Here is a 17,896-nt window from a genome sequence, read left to right on the forward strand (position 1 = left end):
TGTTGCAGCCCTTACTTTTTGCCAGTAAAGGAAAGCCTGAGCGACAATGGTTGTGGCGAGTTGTTGTCGGTTGTTACAGATGTGGCGTGCAAGATAATTGTCAGTATTCCGGCGCTTGACAACGATGCCCATGATCCGTAGTCAGTAGAGCTTGATATAGACGATATGGCAAGCGCCAGCCTATGAGGCTGCCCGTCGATAGTGGCGGTTAGTCGCCATTCTGTAGGCTTGATAGTGTAGGTTATCGACTTGTCTGACGTAGGTGTACTGTCAAACCTCAGTCGCCCCGTGCCAATGCTGCATTGTGCGTTGCTTATTGTTTTGCCAGGAAACAGTTGACTCAGTATCTCCTCGCATGGTACATTACTCACCTGAAAATAATCGGCGCATACCAGCACCGTGCTCTTGGCAGCCGTCAGGTTGCCTACAGTCCATTTGCCAATATATGGCGTAACCCCCTCGCTGTTGTACGATCCCTCTAATGCGGCATCGTCGCTGTTGGCACACGATTGCAATGTGCCCACAGCCAATACCCATACCATCGACACCACAGCCATAATGGCCAGGCTGTACAAACGTTTTACAAATCTATTCATCTTATATATTGCGTCGACACTTGTGCCGATACATATTATAAATGTGCAAAGATATAAAATATTGCACCGATGAGCAAAGTTTTTTTTATGTTCATACGCAATAAGTTGTGCTAATCCGTTCAAAATTTGTACTTTTGCAGCAGTTTAGAAATATTAGAAATACATTAAGGTGGATAACTTTTAACATTATGAAAATAGGATTGTTTATACCTTGTTATGTCGATGCGCTCTACCCTGAGGTGGGTGTAGCCACTTACAAGCTCCTGAAGAGCCTTGCCCTTGACGTAGACTATCCCCTCAACCAAACTTGTTGTGGACAGCCAATGGCAAATGCAGGATTCGAGAAGATGGCAGACAGCATAGCAAGCCGTTTCGACCAACTGTTTGATGCCTACGATTATGTAGTGGCACCATCGGCCTCGTGCGCCGCATTCGTTAAGCTCTATCATCCGCGTCTTGTAAAGGAGGGGCACCAATGCCTTACGTCCAAGAAGATAATGGATGTTGTGGAGTTCTTGCACGACGTGGTAAAACCCACGAGTCTTAAGTCAAAATTCCCGCATATTGTAAGTGTGCACAATTCGTGCCACGGCGTACGCGAGCTTGGCTTGTCGTCGCCATCAGAGCGCAACGAGCCTCAGTTCAACAATATAGTAGACTTGTTGCGCCTTGTAGATGGCATAACCATATGCCAGCCCGAACGTAAGGACGAGTGTTGCGGATTTGGCGGTATGTTTTCTGTCGAGGAGCCTGATGTGTCCACACGCATGGGCGAGGACAAAATAGCACGCCACATAGCCACCGGAGCCGAGTATGTTACCGGTCCCGACTCGTCGTGCCTCATGCACATGCAAGGTATAGCCAAGAGAGAGAAAAAACCAATAAAGTTTATCCACGTAGTACAGATATTAGCAGCCGGATTATGAGTACACTACACAGCGAAGCGGCACGCCGCTTCAATCAAGACCGAGAGAAAACTACCTGGCATGACGCTACCTTTTGGGCTTTAAGGCAGAAACGCGACGCCATGGCACATACATTGCCCGAATGGGAAGACCTGCGCCAGCATGCCAGCCAAATAAAGCGCCACACCATTACACATCTTGCTGACTATCTTGAGCAGTTTGCGGCTCAGCTCGAAAGCCGTGGCGTGATAGTGCATTGGGCTAAGGATGCCGACCACTTCAACAATACGGTGCTCGATATTCTGCGCCAGCACGGCGTAAAGAAGATGGTTAAGTCGAAGTCGATGCTAACCGAGGAGTGCGGCATGAACCCCTTTCTCGAGCAAAACGGAATAGACGTGGTGGAGACCGACCTTGGCGAGCGCATCTTGCAGCTGTTGCATCAGAAACCAAGCCACATCGTTATGCCCGCTATACATCTTAAGCGCGAGGAGATAGGCCGCATGTTTGAGCAGCAAGGCATAAGCAAGGAGCACGGCAATTACGACCCAACATACCTTACACGCTGTGCGCGACAGCACTTGCGCAACCAGTTTATGGAGGCAGGGGCAGGCATGACGGGTTGCAACTTTGGTGTGGCCAAGACGGGCGACATAGTGGTGTGTACCAACGAAGGCAATGCCGACATGTCTACATCTATGCCAAAGTTGCATCTTGTGGCTATGGGCATAGAGAAGTTAGTGCCCGACTACAGCTCGCTTGCCGTATTCCAGCGCCTGTTGTGCCGATCGGCCACAGGCCAGCCCACAACTGCCTACACCTCGCATTTTCGTCAGGCGCGCCCAGGAGCCGAGATGCACGTTATACTGGTGGACAATGGGCGCAGCGATATGCTTGCCGACCCCGACCATTGGCAGACGCTTAAGTGCATACGTTGCGGATCGTGCATGAATACTTGTCCCGTATACCGCCGTTCGGGTGGCTATGCCTACACCTACTTCATACCAGGTCCTATAGGTATAAACCTTGGCATGCTACGCAATGCAAGCCGTTATAGCGACAATGTGTCGGCTTGCACGCTGTGCCTCTCTTGCGACAATGTGTGCCCAACTATGGTTGGTCCTGGCTCGCAGGTGTATCTGTGGCGACAGAAACTCGACTCGCTGCACCGTGCCGACCCAATGAAGAAGCTCATGTCCGAGGGTATGGAACTGTTGTTCGAACATCCGCATCTGTATGCCTCGGCCTTAAAGCTTGCGCCGTTGGCCAACGCAGTTCCTGACGGTATAACACACATACGCGCCATTAACCCTTGGGGTGTGGGACATGCCATGCCGCAGTTTGCGCGCCAGTCGTTTCAAGCCTTATGGAAGAAGGGTAAGGTAGAGTAGCAGTTGGGGGCTAACGCTCCCGTAGGAACAATCAAAAAAAACAACAAATGTACAAGGAAGAACTATTGCAGAAGCTCCGCCGCAACACGCGCGAGCAATACGATATGCCAGACAGCCACATTGCTGGCATAACCTACCCCGACGCCGTGGCACAGTTTGTTGAGGCAAGCAAGGCTGTAGGTGCCAATGTGCTGATAGCGCAAGCAGGCGAGAGTCTCGACAGCATTGTGCGCCGAGCCTATCCTGAGGCAAAGGTTATAGCCTCCAACATAGCCGAGTTGTCTATAGCCACCATCAACCCCGACACGGTGGAAGAGGCGCAACAGCTTAACGGCACCGACGTAGGTGTGGTGCGCGGACAAATAGGTGTGGCAGAGAACGGATGTGTGTGGATACCGCAGTCGATGCGCCAGAAGGCTGTGTGCTTTATAGTTGAGCAGCTTGTTATTGTGTTGCCCAAGAGTGGCATTGTCGACAATATGCACCAGGCTTACGATTGTATACAGATGCCTACAACCGGACTGGGTTGCTTTATCTCGGGTCCATCCAAAACTGCCGACATAGAACAGGCGCTTGTTATGGGCGCTCAGGCAGCAAGAGACGTAACGGTTGTTATTACACAAGACTGATAAAAAGCGGACGTTATTTTTATACGTTTATTCCAAATACTAAACAAATAAACACGATTATCGCTTTTTGTTGATTATTTGATGCATTTTACGCCATAAAGCCCCGTAATCACGATGGATTACGGGGCTTTGTGGATTTGTTAAATTAAGGGTTGTATTTGCGAGATTGTGGGGGAAAAAGTTGGAGATTATTAAAAAAAAAGCTAACTTTGTAAGGTATATTCACGTTTGATATACATACTTTAACACAAAATGAGTGCATTGTCTAATGCCAAAACCCGACGAGACGGGCATGATTCTCCTACAATTGGACTTACCTCCAATGTCCTCCCCAAAGCTTCGAGCTCAGATACAGGGGTGTCGGTAGGGAATGCACCGCCGCAAGCACCATTTGCATACGATCCAAAGAAAAAGTGGTATGTATTACGCATAACCTACTATCGAGCGCAAAAGGCTTACGACTTGCTGACAAAAAACGACATTGAGACATATATGCCCATGAGATGGGTAAAGCGGGAAATCGATGGGAAAGAAAAACGCATAACACGCCCACTAATACCAAATTTACTTTTTGTTTATACGACATTTGCTAAACTTGACGCCATTGTAAAAACCAAAGACGGTACCAACGCAAGAAGTTTTATAACCTACTACTACGATCATTTTAATACAGGACCAAACGGAAAAAATCCTCCTCTTACAGTTCGTAATGATGATATGGCCAACTTTATTCGCCTTACCAGCATAGCCAACGAGCACATCATGGTAGTTAGACCTGAGCTTTGCCACTATCGCAATGGTGATATGGTAAAAATAGTAGACGGTGAGTTTAAAGGTATTTGTGGACGTGTGGCACGTGTTGCTGGTCAGCAAAGGGTGGTCGTAGAGCTTAAAGGCGTGTGCCTGGCAACAACTGCTTATGTGCCAAGTAGCTTTATCAAGAAACTGACGTAAAACAAACTGAAACTGTACATTATTATATTTTATACATTATATATTATATATATCATTATCACCATATATGGACATACTATTAGGAAAACAAGGCAATCAGCCGTTCCCACTGACCGAACCAAGCATAAGTAGACAGCATGCATTGTTTCATTACGACCCCAAGACGGGCGTTATGACTCTACAAGACAACAACTCTACCAATGGTACATGGATATTGTGTAAAGACGGAACTTACAAGCGTCTTAATGGAACAATTAGAGTTGGTGCAGAGACTGTGGTGCGCCTTGGTGCCAAACAGACATTCCGAATAAAAGACTTGTTGAAAGGCAGTCAGACAAAAGAACCCGAACAGAAACCTGTAGACATAAGCGAACTGCGTAATGTGTACGAGGCTTATAGTCAAAACAAAATGACGCTTGAGGCCAAGACATCCAACATAATGATGTGGCGTATGACATCGATGTCGCTTGGTACGTTGGTGTCGCTTGTGTTGACGGTGTTCTTGCCAAAGGACTTTGCTGGAGACGCTACGGTAAGTACAATACTCAAGGTAATAGGCTCGCTTGTTGCTATAGGACTCTCGTGGTGGATTGTTGATATGAAGAGCCGCGGATTGATACTGCGTAAGGATCAGAACGAACGCTTCTTCCGTAAGAATTATTGCTGTCCTAAATGTGGCTACCATTTTGGTAGCAAGATTTATGACAACATTCTTGCAGAGGGCCGATGCCCAAACAACAACTGCAAGTGTAAGTTCACTGGCAAATAATAATTACTTTAAAAAGAAAGGCTGCTTATGAAACTGATAAGAATATTTAGAGCAGCATTGCTTGTATGCTTGCTGACCATAGCCCTAATTCCAATAAATGCACAAAAGACTTATGTGGTGACTGTTGGATTGGGCGATTATAAGTATCCGCAGATAGCGCCTTCGCTGCCATGCTCTGTGGGCGACGCCAAAGCAATATCCCGATTCTTTCACAACTACAACGGAAGCCATGTGTTTATGTTGCTTAACGAGAACGCCACACGCAACCATATTCTGCGTGTGTTGAAGACAGAGTTTGCCAAATCGGGACCTGATGACGAGATAATATTTGCCTTTAGTGGTCATGGCATCCAGGGAGGCTTGACTACCTATGAGACAAAGGATATGTCGAGTGTCATCAGCTACAACGAGATTCAGAATATAATGAAAGCAGCAAAGGCACGTCGCAAGATTATTTTGGCAATGGCGTGCTATTCGGGTGGGCTTACACTCAAGTCGCGGCAAGGTAATAATACTAAAAGACCGCTTGCAAAGACCGAGAAGTCAAGTGTCATGATATATACGTCGAGCCGTGCAGACGAGGTTTCGTGGGAACGCTCTGATATGCGCAATTCCTTCTTCTTCAACCGCATACTGCAAGCTTTTCGTGGTGCAGCCGACCGTAATGGCGACAAGAAGGTTACGGCAAGAGAGCTATTCAACTATGTCAATTCAAATGTTGTGAAAGACACAGAAGGCCAACAACATCCTCAGATGTGGGGTCGCTTTGACGACAGTATGGTCGTAGTATATGTGAAATAACGTAAAAAAAACTTCCATTATGATTATAACGTGTCCAAACTGCGGACGTCGCTTCAATCTAGAGCGTACACCGCCAACACTATTTCGCTGCCCAAAGTGCGCATTCACAGTACCTTTTAATATTGTACTTAATGGACAAGGTGGCAACTTAAAAAAGGACGTAACCAATTCGGATGAATTACAACAGACTGCTACTGTTGATGGACCATCGTTGCCAACAGATGGTGGTCAGCGTACATGTGTGGTGGAAGACCTGCAAAACAAGACTCGTGTGGTTGAGGGTCTTGGCGGTGACAGTGCAAAGACAAAGATGGTGGCATCGCTACAACGTAAGTCGAGAGCTTTACTGCAAATGACATATGGCGGACGTAGTTGGGGAGTGATAAATCTTCCACATGGCAAGCCATTCAACCTTGGACGCAACAGTGCCGACAGCAATGCTCAAGTAAAACTTACTCCAGACAAGTCGATGAGTCGTATACATGCTGGTATGCGTACACTTATGGGACCTAATGGAAATGAGTTGTATCAAATAACATCTGCCAAGAACGACAATCCCGTATACGTAAATAATGTGCCTATACCTAAAGGCAAGGCCTGCACGCTGAAGTCGGGTGACACTATACGTATGGGCGATACAACAATACTGTTCAGACAGATGTAATCCATATTTTTAAGAAAGGAGAATGATATGTCACAGAACAAGACCATAGTGCCTGGTGTTGACTACGACAATTTAGGCAAGACAGAATATAACAATGAGGCTTTCAACGATTTCTATAGCCGTTCTGGTAACGACGACAACCGTACATACATACCAGGTGTTGCCGCTAAACAGCCTCAAGCAGAAGTGTCGGCTGGTGCAGTAGGCGCAGTTCCGACACCAATAGGTATGACTAACGAGGCTGATAGTCGACATTTGGCGCTTCAGAATAGAGTGGTTGTAGGTGTGCTTTTTTCTATATCACACGGATTGCTTGGCGAGATGTTTCCTCTGTATCTCGGACGCAACATTGTTGGATATACCGAGAATTGTGATGTGCGACTTCTTGAGAATACAGTATCGTCTGAACATGCCATTATATATATAAAGAAGGACGAGTCGGCCACTGGTTACAATATAACCATAACCGACTATAACTCGACGTATGGTACTCTGGTAAACAATCTTGATGGCAGATATGAGACGCTGCAGGTTAATGAGAATGATGTATTGACTATAGGCAAGCACTATAGGCTGCTTGTCAAGATGTTCAACACCGATAAGGCAGCCTTGCAGGAGGAACCAGAGTTTGAGGCTATGCAAAACAATGCGCAAGTGGCCATGGCACAACCATCAAGCGCATCCAACTATTCATCCAATGTGTCAAACGACTTTTACACCCCATCATCAAAAGACGAACAATCGTCAGCAAGAACTGTTATATACTAAACGCATAAAAGTAAACAAAACATAATTACTATATGGCTATCATTAAGTTACAGGGAGAAAAGGAAAAGAAAGAAGGTATTTACTACGAGTTTGACGATAGCTCTGTGCCATTGGGCGAAGGCGGAATGGGCAAAGTTTACCGCGGACGTCGCATCAACATGTATACTCGTGAGATGCGCGACGTGGCTATAAAGTTTATGTTTGCCGGTCTACCTCCTAACGTCATACAGCGTGCCGAGGACGAGGCTAATATAAAGATAGTACACGAGAATCTTGTTGAGATGATGGGATTTCTTGCTGTTGAATCGACAATGCCTAATGGTGCCAAGACTGTACGTTATCACGTGGTAAGCGAATTGCTTAATGGTGTGGCTCTATCAGATCTTGTACAGGGGGTAGTTACCGACCAAAGTGGCAAGGATATACCATATGCACAGACCTTATATAAGATGTATAACACATCGCCCGAGCTTTTTGCTGTAAATGTGGTTAAGAAGGTGCTGTCGGGTATAATGGCTTTGCACGATGCTGGCTATATACATCGTGACATCGACCCTTCGAACATTATGATTACACGCGACGGCAAGATTAAGCTTATTGATTTTGGTATTGCCAAGAAGGTGGATGGTCTGAAGACACACGACCGCAACCTTACAACAGCTGGACAGTTTATGGGTAAGCCACAATATGCAGCCCCAGAACTCATCATCGGAGACTTGAAGAATCAGAACAAGCCTACCGACATTTATGCTATTGGCGTTCTATTGTTCCAGCTAATAGTAGGACACTTGCCGTTTGAAGGACCTTCCAACGTGGTGTTAAATGCGCATCTGCATAACAAAATGCCGTTGAAACAGGTTAAGGATAAGCGTCTGCGTGCCATTATCGATCGTGCTACTGCCAAGGATTGTACTCGTCGCTATCAGACAGCTGCAGAGTTTCGTGCCGCTCTTGACAGTTATGCGTCTGGTGCCGACAGTGGTTTTGACATAAAGGAAAAACTGCCACTTATAGGTGGCATAGCCGCTGCAGTTGTAGCAGTAGTTGTGGCTGTTGTGCTGTTTGTGCCTAAGGGTGGCGACAGTGATACTGCCAACAATGCACCAGTTGCAGAGAACACCGAGCAAAACACAAATAAAGAAACTGCAGAGGTGTCAATGCCTGCAGTAAGAAAACAACTGCTCAATCCGAGCGAGGCTAAGGCAGGATTGGCTGCATTAAAAACTCTTGCAGATGCAGGCGATGTTGAGGCTAAGTTTACATTAAGTCGTCTGTATGCCGTATCGTCAGGTTCGTTCACGCTTAACGATGAGTTTGTAACGATGCAAGCTAATCTCAGCGGTGATGTTAAACCCGATCCAGCCAAGGCACATAAGATGCTTGGTGAGATAGTAAAGGCAAATTCAAAGTACTATCCTGCTCTATACGAGTTGGCATGCGATTATTATGAGGGACCAGCCCTCACTGGAGGCGAGGATCGCAATCTAAGATATACAAAGGAATTGTTGGACAAGGCTTACAAGTATGCCTCGGAAGCCGACGATCCTGTATACGTAAATAAAATCTCGGCTCTGCTGAGAAAGTACTAACCATACACAGACTAAACGTATGACTGAAAATAATATCAATCCTACGGCAGGACTTGAGGAAATCAGGACCATAGCATCGTGCAACATCTGCGAAGCAGTGGGACGCACTGGTATAGGCGGACGTAAAGAGAATCAGGACTCATATAACGGAGTGCGCATTGGTGAAACCGTAGTACTGACAGTTTGCGATGGCATGGGCGGTATGAATGGAGGACAGACTGCATCTCGCATTGCTGTAGCCGAGATAGTGCAGACTATGAACGAGACTCCTGAAGAGGAAATATCTGCAGATACAGTACGTCTGGCTGTGGAGAATGCCAATGCAGCCATCTATCGAAGGGCAATGAACGAGCCGCAATTGCGAGGTATGGGCACTACAGCCACTGTTGTGGTGCTGTCGCCTAAGGCTGCCTATATTACGCACATAGGTGATAGCCGCATTTATCTATTGCATAAGGGCAAGAAGGAGTTTCGCACATTTGATCACTCCAAAGTGTTCGAGATGGTGGAGCAAGGTATGATAAGTGAGGAGCAAGCACGACAGTCGAGTTTCTCAAATATAATAACTAGGGCTTTAGGTATACGTCCTCAGGTAGAGATGACAGTGGAAATCTTGCCTTACCGCAAGGGCGACCGCTTCATATTATGCTGCGATGGTATATGGAATGCCAAGCCTGAACCCGAAATGATAAAACTCTTTAACGAGTGCAAGACGGCTATAGATGAGGTGAAGGTGCTGACAGAAACCATCAACGCATACGGAATGGAGATTGGTGGCGAACACGATAATCTGACCGCAATAGTGGCTGACATTAAGTGCAACTCGAAGATGCAGCATAGTTGCTTCAAACTTGTAGGTAGAGCATTGGGACGTCAGTGGCAACGTATCAAGGGCACTTGTAAGAAAAAGAAATAAGTATATAAGAGCAAACAAATATGGAGAAACGCATAATAATAGGCAGAGGAACGGATTGCGACGTTACAATCCCCGATGAAACAGATAATGTGAGCCGCCATCATCTGGTGATTTCGTTCAATATCTTCGGCAAGATGAAGATAAGCGACACCAGCAGCAACGGCACGTTTATCAACGACAACCGTATGCTGAAGGGTAGTTCGGTGCCTGTAACACGCAATGACAAGATAAGGTTAGGTGCACAATGGGAACTTGACTGGAACCTTGTGATTGACCCATTTTGCAAGATACGCAAGGCTATTATAGCTTGTTTGGTTGCTGTTGTATTAGCTCTCGTTGGATGGGGAATATATTGTGCTGTGAGCCCAAAAGCTGATGACTCGACAAAAATTATCATACCGAAGGCTGAAACAAATTCTACGGATGAACAGTGGAACGGAGATTCAACAAAGCATGTTGTGCCAATAGATGAACGAATAAGTGTTGGAAATGCCGCACGCAAGCAGTCTGGCACAAATGCAGGAAAGGGAAAATCGCCAAGAAACGTTCGCTATAAGTCGAAGGGAACAAATGGAAAGGCAGACAGGCAATACGCAAATGACAACTCAAAAGAAATGTCGAACAATAACCAAGACAAATCGTCAGGCAAGAATATAACCATTGTAAACTGATATTAGCTATAAACAAAAGCTGATAACAACGATTAAGACAAAATATAGAAACACAAAACTCTTGAAAATGAAAAAAATGCTTTGCTCTACACTGGCGGTTTTACTCAGTGCCTCAGCAATGGCGCAGACTGCCGATTGGCTTGTAACACCGCAGTTTGACGAGATGAAATACTTTGCACCTAAGATGTATAAGGTGACCAAGAATAACAAGGTTGGCATGATTGGTGCCGACGGTAAGACTATACTCGAACCACAATATGATGCCATAAACCTCTTTTACGAAGGTCGTGCCGTGTTTGTAGACCGCACTTCTGAAGGTTGGCTCATAAGGGGTGTGATATCCGAAGATGGAACCGTAAATTATGCTGAAGGCAACTACTACTTGCTGCCCAAGTATATGTTCTACTCGGAGGGTCTTCTTACCGTTCGTAACGAGCGTGGGCTGTATGGCTATCTAGATGAAAAATGTAAACCGGCATTCGACTTTACATCCGACGAGGTGAAACCCTTTAGCGAGGGCTTTGCAGTAGTGGGCGAGGGCGACACCTTTCACTGGATAAATACCTCGGGCGAGCAGATTCTGCCACGTTTAAAGAATGGCGGCACACCATATGGCGGTACCAACTTCCACAACGGCAAGGCTTATCTATGGGACGAGGACGGCGTGTTCTTTGCCCTTGACGACAACGGCAAGACAACAAGGGTACCAACACGACAACTTACGGTAGACTATCTGTATCGTGTGGACACCGACTATGGCGACGAGGTGCCATATGCTGCCTATAGCCCCGACTGTTCGACGGAATGGACACCAGAGCAGCGCGAGGGCAAGTGGACCTATATATCCAAAGGGGGTAAGTTGCTTACGCCTTTCCAGTATCAGAGCGTGGCACGGTTTGTCGATGGCTCGGCTGTGGCAGAGGCAGACGGTCGCTACGGATTGCTAAAGGTTGTGGACGACCATTCCACCTTCTACACCACCACGGGCAAGACTCGTCATGTGTTCTCGGCAGGAGGTTCGTGTACATGTAGCTTTGCGCTTGCTGTACCCCAGAAGTGGCAAGGTCAAGACCTAAACGTAAGTCTGAAAGATACTGAAACAGGTGCTGCTATAGCCTTGACACCAAGCAGTCAGAATCGCTATAGTTTTGCCTATCGTCCCAACGGCGCACGCCACAGCGAGCGCAAGACTTTCCGTGTGGAGGTGAAAAATAATGGCATAAGTTTATGGCAAGGCGAGGCAGACTATGTGTTTGAACAGCGGGCAAGGCTACAGTCTAAGATTCGCGTGAACAATGCCGATGCCAACCAAAACGACCGTTGTTACGTAACAGCTACCGTAACAAACCCTTCGGGCATAGCCGTAACCACCACCGTAACGCTACATGGAGGCGGAAGCAAGGCACGGTTTGAGTCTAAGACCACCACATTGACCATTCCGCCATACAGCTCGAAAACTATCAGCAGTTGGTTCTATGTAAAGAATGTGGAGCTAGGCGGATGGTGCTCGGTATCGACATCGGAGGGAACCCAGACACGCAAGAGCAATTTGGAATTGAAACCATTCTAAAAAAAGGACTTATATAGAAAAACATTCACATTAAACACAAAACCAACATTATGAACAAGAAGAGTATTATCCTTATGCCTCTTCTGGCTTGTGCCCTCACGGCATCGGCTCAGATCAATGGCAATGGTGGCGACTTTGAGCAGAAGCCAAAGAGCCAGACACACAGAACTAACGGAACAGACCTACAAATCAAGACAAAGAACTATGGCTACGAGTTCAGCATGGGCGTACGTGCAGGCGCAGGTGTGTCCATGATGAGCGAGGGCGACGACCTTAAGGTGTACGACGGCAGTGGTATCTCTTACGGAGGCGGTGTGGTTGCCAATGTTCGTTTTGGCTCAAAGGACTCGCGAGGACGTGCCTTGCATGGACAGGGCCTTTTTGGTATCGGTCTTGAGCTGAACTACAAGAACCATACCGTGAAGACTCTTGGTGGAGAGGACCTGAAGATGGGCTATTTTGAGGTGCCACTGATGTTCCAGTTCTACCCTATGTACAACAGCAAGCAGATGAAGAACCTCTACATCGAGGTGGGCCCAACGTTTGCCGGAACACTATCGTCGAGCCCCGAATATTTAGAGGTGAACAACACGCGCTACAAGACAGGCGACCTAAAGGGCTTTGACGTAAAGGCTACTGTGGGCTTGGGCTATCGCTTCAACACAAATGCAGCCAACGAGGGATTCTATGTAAACGCACGTTACTATCTTGGCACAAGCGAACTGGCAGGCAATTTCCCTGGTAAGATTTCGTCGGCAGAATTGTCTATAGGTTACACATTCCACTGTCTTGGCGGAAACCACAAGAAGGAGAAGTAGAAAACATTTTTTTTGAACCAAAACAACTAAATTAGTAGACATATGAAAAAGATAATATATTGCCTTGTGGCACTCGTTGCAGTGGTGCTGGCATCGTGCTCTAACGACGATATAGAGGTGGCGCAGACAGGCGGATTAACGCTGACGGTAAACACACAGGCCGCTTACGACCAGTTTAACACTACCGATGATGTGCGCGACATGTTGCGCACCAACACCAACACCTTGCATGTTATGACCTTTGTGTACGACACCAAGGGCAACCTAGTTACGAGCAAGGAACAGGACCAGAACACATTCAACACCGTGCAGTTCGACCTTGGCAGTGTGCCTAATGGTGAGTATACGGTTCTAACCATCGAGACCGTAATGGTGCAGAACAAGACAACCAAGAAACAGGAGTCGCCGGCATGGGATTTTGAGGGCACAGACAAACTGTCTACGGTAAAGGCTACACAGAAACTTTACGAGGTGTACTATCCATACACCATTGGCGCCACAACCGACAAGATTGTGGTGAACAATATGACAAAGGCTTCGGTCACGCCAAAGGCCATAGGCTCCTTGATGCAGTTCTACTTCATGAATTTTGACAAGTCATCTTATGTTGACGTGGGCTTTGCTTGCGACGACATGATAGACTACTATCTGTTTGACCCATCGTTGGAGCGTAGCGCGCGCTTCCATACCGACCTTACAAGCAAGGGATACTTCAATGTACGTTGCAGCGCGGCCATCGATGGCAAGAGCAGTTTGAGTCAGACCAGATACATCCTAGAGAGCAATATCTCTTATGACTTTTGCTTTACTAAGACAGCAGCCGACTCGAAGAAGGGCACATGGACATATTATAAGTCGCTCCATGGCAAAATGGCGCTTGAGGATGGCAAGTTTTACTATGGTGGATCAAACTACATCGATGCCAATACTCCTATGAGTGTATATCTGGGCAGTCGGGAAGGATTCATGGCATGGTTGCAGACATTGAACGGACAGACCACATCGATTGTGCCTGAAATATTCACTACATGGAAAGCGGATGTAAGCAAGGTGCAGTCGTTTATGAAGGGTTACACCATGACCGTAGGCGAATCGGGTAAGGCCATAAAGCAGACCGACGGCTCGTACGGAATACAGTACAAAGGCAACGGCAAGGAGTCGAGCATAGCCTACTTCTTCGAGACTGCCACTACAAGCCTGTACGAGGCAGACATCATTTATGCAAAAAATGCAGTTTCGGATACCGACTTGAAGAATTATGCAAATACCAATTTCACCTTCATCACCGACGATGAAGAAACCAAGTCGTATATGTACATGAGCAAGGATGGAAAGACCATTGTTGTTCTGCAGCTGCTGAGTGATAAAAATATTCTGGGATATGTGGATATGGACTATCTTAACAAGAACTCTGTACCCAAGAAGGATATGCCTAAGTATGCCATGAGAATGGTGACGGGCAAAAAACGATAATACAGCATTTTTATAGGAGAGGGTGTGTCCCTCTCCTGTAATAAAACTCTTGACAATCATGAAAAAATTGACATTGTTGATAATGTGTCTTATGATTGGGCTTGGCAGTTATGCCGTACCGGCACAAAGGGTGGCAAGGCATATAGGGCAGCCCGATGGCTCGGTGCTTGACGTGTATCTGTATGGTGACGAACACTTTCATTTTTTCATGACAACAGACAGCGTGCCTGTGTTTGGTACGGCACGCGGATTGTACTATGCTGACATCAGGGGCGAGGAGTTGGTTGTATCGGACGTGCTTGCCCACAATGCACCAGAACGCAAGCATATGGAAACGACGTTTGTCAGCAACAAGACTATTGTGGCAAAATGGCTCAGAATCCAGCACTTGCAGCATATGGAAGAGGCCAACGGCAAACGCATGCAACGGGCAACAAGTAGAGGGGTTGGAGAGCCGAAGCAATATGTTGGTACTAAAAGGGGACTTGTTATACTGGTGAATTTTGCCAATCTGCACTTTAAAACCGAAAACACCCAAAAGGAATTTGACAATCTCTTTAATCAGAAGGGATACCAAAAGAACGGCAGTATTGGCTCGGTACACGATTATTTCTACGACCAGAGCTATGGCAAGTTTGACCTAAGGTTTGATGTTGTGGGACCGGTTACGCTAAGCCACGACCTCGACTATTATGGCGCCAACAACGTAATTACCAACAATGACAGCAATCCGAAGGACATGGTGGTTGAGGCGTGCAAGATGGTAGGCTCAGTAGTCGACTTTGCCGACTATGATTGGGATGGCGACGGCGAGGTGGACCAGGTGTTTGTTGTTTATGCCGGTTATGGCGAGCATGCAGGAGCGCCCGAAGAAACTATATGGCCGCACGAGAGTAGGCTGGGAAGCAAGGCAATAACTCTTGACGGAATAAAGATAAATACTTATGCTTGCTCGTGCGAACTTGTAGGCAAGGATGGCAACACACTTACAGGCATTGGCACTCCATGCCATGAGTTTAGCCATTGTCTTGGGTTGCCCGACTTGTACGACACCGACTATAGTGGGGCCTTCGGAATGAGTTATTGGGACGTGATGGATTCGGGCAGCTATTCAGGTCCAAGCAACAACGGCGAGGTGCCTTACGGCTATTCGGCTTACGAACGATGGTTTGCTGGATGGTTGGAACCTGTAGAGATAACGGCAACGCAACATATTGTAGATATGAAGAATGTTGCCGATGAGCCAGAGGCATACCTTATATATAATATGGGCAACCGCAACGAATACTATATAATAGAGAATCATCAGCCTACACGTTGGTTTAGCTATGTGGCAAATTATACCGGCATTGGCGGAATGCTGGTGTCGCATGTCAATTACGACAAGACGGCATGGACATCCAATAAGGTTAATCCCAGTCCTACACATCAACGGCTCAGCATCATACCCGCCGACAACAGTTATGGCAGTACGGAAGAAGAGCTGCGTGGCGACCTGTTTCCTGGCAGCAATAAGGTGACATTATTGTCGAGCACATCGCATACTGCTACAGGCGGAAAGTTGTACAACAAGAACATCGACGACTCGTATTATCTGAACCGCACGCTAAACCGCATTGTCGAAAACAGCGACGGAACAATAGGTTTTGATGCTGTATTCGCCGAAGACACGCCTGCCCCAATAGGTATGTTGCCATTCGACATTGGCGATGTGGGCTACACAGCCAAGTGGGCGGGAGTAGACAATGCCGAATCGTATACTGTAGAGCAACAAGCCGTAGGATTGGGACAGTCTATGGTGCCGGTAATAAAGAGGCAGACCATAGAAGGGGTGCAAGGAACTACATTGCCTATGCAATGGCTTGTAAAAACTGGCACAACTAAGTATAGGGTTAAGGCCATAGTCAATGGGTTTGAGTCGGATTGGAGCGGACTTGTTGAGGTTGACCGAACCACAAGCGGCATAAATCCTCTTGCAGCCGGTAATGACGAGGAGACAATATACGGTATTGACGGACTGAAATACCCGCATGTGCGTAAGGGATTAAACATTGTAAAGCGCAACGGAAAAGCGGAAAAGATACTTGTGAAATGAAATCTATAAACTTTACAGAACAAATGAAGATATTAGTGAAATTTATCTCGGCATTAGTTGCACTTGTCCTGATGCCATGCCTTTCGGCTAGAGCCCAAGCCCCGTCAACCATAGTTATGAAGAATGGCTCTACAGTTGTGGGACATATTGTGCTGCAGCGTCCTGGCATCGACATTATGGTGAAGACAGAAAAGGCGGCGTTTGTGGTTGAGGAGGACAAACAGACATCCATTCTGACAAAGAATGTTAAGTACGAGAATCTGTCGCGCCAATGGAAGCGATGGGCGCTTACGAAGAATGCTTTGCAAGGCGACGCCAACGGACGTTATCTTGTGATGTACGACATCAAGACTAAGGACTATACCTACACCAATGTGGCACGTGTAGAGCGCGAGAAGACGCCGAAGGTGGTTTATGTGCAGATTATGCCAGAGACCTACAAAATAAAAATGAGCGACATAAGCTGCATAAAACGTGTGGAGCCTACAGCAAAGGAGCGAAACAGCGGAGTGGACGACGAGGTGGTGATTGCTGGCAATAAGACCTATAAAGGCACTATTGTAAATCAGGTGCCAGGCAAGAGCATGACTGTGTCCACGGCCGACGAGAGTGTGGAAATACCAGCCTCTAAAGTGTATGAGGTGCGCAAGGTGGCACGTGTGGCATCGGACAAGCTGTACGAACAATCCGATTACCGCAACACAATTGTATTGAAGGACGGATCGCAGAAAGTAGGTGTGATAGAGGTGCAGCGCTATGGCAAATTGCCTAAAGACCAATATACAACTCTTGTTATGGCAGACGGCAAAAACGTTAAGGTTAAGGCATCCGACATTGTTGAGATACGCTATACATACGAGGAAAAGCAGCACGACATATACAAGGCTGGAGGAGTGTATGCCAACGAGTTTCTGCTTCGCAAGGCTAAGACAAAGGTGGAGAACGGCCAAACGATGTATGTAGACAAGAAGGTGTTTGCATTTCCCGAGGGTATGGTGATAACGTTCAAGTCGGCAGGCACAAAGCTGCAAGGTGACTGGTACCTTATAGCTCTTGATAACACCACTACGGAAGACGGCACCTCAACACAAGGCTATACAGCCGAGACACGTGTGTCAAACGCCATAAAACCTTCGAATACCGACATGGTGGATGGCGTAAGCAGTATCAACTATGTTTATCTGTCGCCCGGTTACTATGCTTTGGCAAACGACAACATGAGCGATACGTATATCATAAAAATAAAGAAATAAAAAACAATCAGCATTTTTTTCTTGCCTTAGGTGT

At 46.8% G+C, this 17,896-nt stretch carries 17 protein-coding genes; 16 read left to right on the forward strand and 1 reads right to left on the reverse strand.

The genetic code is table 11. The features are described from left to right. Window positions 1-11: 11 nt before the first annotated feature. Window positions 12-596, reverse strand: a complete 585-nt coding sequence (locus C9991_RS06030; protein WP_157949376.1) for a hypothetical protein — start codon at window positions 594-596, stop codon at window positions 12-14. Between the two features lie 188 nt (window positions 597-784). On the opposite strand from C9991_RS06030, the gene C9991_RS06035 reads away from it, so the two are divergent. The 16 genes from C9991_RS06035 to C9991_RS06110 all read left to right on the forward strand — a co-directional run bounded on the left by C9991_RS06035 (window position 785) and on the right by C9991_RS06110 (window position 17,862). Beyond that, window positions 785-1,522 carry a (Fe-S)-binding protein gene (locus tag C9991_RS06035; protein WP_106811643.1) on the forward strand — a complete coding sequence of 246 codons (738 nt, stop codon included), beginning with the start codon at window positions 785-787 and terminating at the stop codon, window positions 1,520-1,522. After that, window positions 1,519-2,892, forward strand: coding sequence for a lactate utilization protein B (locus C9991_RS06040; RefSeq protein WP_106811644.1), 1,374 nt, complete (start codon window positions 1,519-1,521; stop codon window positions 2,890-2,892). The genes C9991_RS06035 and C9991_RS06040 overlap by 4 nt, the downstream gene beginning before the upstream one ends. Before the next feature lie 47 nt (window positions 2,893-2,939). Then, entirely contained in the window at window positions 2,940-3,521 is a 582-nt protein-coding gene (locus tag C9991_RS06045) for a LutC/YkgG family protein (RefSeq protein ID WP_106811645.1), read from the forward strand. Between the two features lie 252 nt (window positions 3,522-3,773). After that, window positions 3,774-4,475 carry a UpxY family transcription antiterminator gene (locus C9991_RS06050; RefSeq protein ID WP_106811646.1) on the forward strand — a complete coding sequence of 234 codons (702 nt, stop codon included), beginning with the start codon at window positions 3,774-3,776 and terminating at the stop codon, window positions 4,473-4,475. Between the two features lie 67 nt (window positions 4,476-4,542). Further along, window positions 4,543-5,244, forward strand: coding sequence for an FHA domain-containing protein (locus C9991_RS06055; protein ID WP_106811647.1), 702 nt, complete (start codon window positions 4,543-4,545; stop codon window positions 5,242-5,244). Window positions 5,245-5,271: 27 nt separating this feature from the next. After that, a complete protein-coding gene (locus tag C9991_RS06060) occupies window positions 5,272-6,045 on the forward strand; it encodes a caspase family protein (RefSeq protein WP_106811648.1) in 774 nt (257 codons plus the stop codon). A 19-nt stretch (window positions 6,046-6,064) separates the two neighbouring features. Continuing rightward, window positions 6,065-6,709, forward strand: coding sequence for an FHA domain-containing protein (locus C9991_RS06065; RefSeq protein WP_106811649.1), 645 nt, complete (start codon window positions 6,065-6,067; stop codon window positions 6,707-6,709). 27 nt (window positions 6,710-6,736) lie between these two features. Then, entirely contained in the window at window positions 6,737-7,477 is a 741-nt protein-coding gene (locus C9991_RS06070) for an FHA domain-containing protein (RefSeq protein ID WP_106811650.1), read from the forward strand. 32 nt (window positions 7,478-7,509) lie between these two features. Beyond that, window positions 7,510-9,066, forward strand: coding sequence for a serine/threonine-protein kinase (locus C9991_RS06075; RefSeq protein ID WP_106811651.1), 1,557 nt, complete (start codon window positions 7,510-7,512; stop codon window positions 9,064-9,066). 19 nt (window positions 9,067-9,085) lie between these two features. Then, on the forward strand, window positions 9,086-9,982 hold the full coding sequence (locus tag C9991_RS06080) for a PP2C family protein-serine/threonine phosphatase (RefSeq protein ID WP_106811652.1): 897 nt from the start codon (window positions 9,086-9,088) through the stop codon (window positions 9,980-9,982). Between the two features lie 20 nt (window positions 9,983-10,002). After that, on the forward strand, window positions 10,003-10,653 hold the full coding sequence (locus C9991_RS06085) for an FHA domain-containing protein (protein ID WP_106811653.1): 651 nt from the start codon (window positions 10,003-10,005) through the stop codon (window positions 10,651-10,653). A 67-nt stretch (window positions 10,654-10,720) separates the two neighbouring features. Beyond that, a complete protein-coding gene (locus C9991_RS06090; protein ID WP_106811654.1) occupies window positions 10,721-12,223 on the forward strand; it encodes a WG repeat-containing protein in 1,503 nt (500 codons plus the stop codon). Between the two features lie 50 nt (window positions 12,224-12,273). Then, window positions 12,274-13,041 (forward strand): porin family protein, encoded by a 768-nt coding sequence (locus tag C9991_RS06095; protein ID WP_106811655.1) that lies wholly within the window; start codon window positions 12,274-12,276, stop codon window positions 13,039-13,041. Between the two features lie 42 nt (window positions 13,042-13,083). Then, entirely contained in the window at window positions 13,084-14,514 is a 1,431-nt protein-coding gene (locus tag C9991_RS06100) for a hypothetical protein (RefSeq protein ID WP_106811656.1), read from the forward strand. Window positions 14,515-14,572: 58 nt separating this feature from the next. Beyond that, on the forward strand, window positions 14,573-16,609 hold the full coding sequence (locus C9991_RS06105; RefSeq protein ID WP_106811657.1) for a M6 family metalloprotease domain-containing protein: 2,037 nt from the start codon (window positions 14,573-14,575) through the stop codon (window positions 16,607-16,609). After that, window positions 16,606-17,862: a hypothetical protein gene (locus C9991_RS06110; RefSeq protein WP_157949377.1), complete on the forward strand. Its 1,257-nt coding sequence runs from the start codon at window positions 16,606-16,608 to the stop codon at window positions 17,860-17,862. Before C9991_RS06105 ends, C9991_RS06110 begins: the two co-directional genes overlap by 4 nt. Window positions 17,863-17,896 lie beyond the last annotated feature (34 nt).

Origin of the sequence: Prevotella merdae (assembly GCF_900290275.1) — a bacterium.
GTDB classification, from domain to species: Bacteria; Bacteroidota; Bacteroidia; order Bacteroidales; family Bacteroidaceae; genus Prevotella; species Prevotella merdae.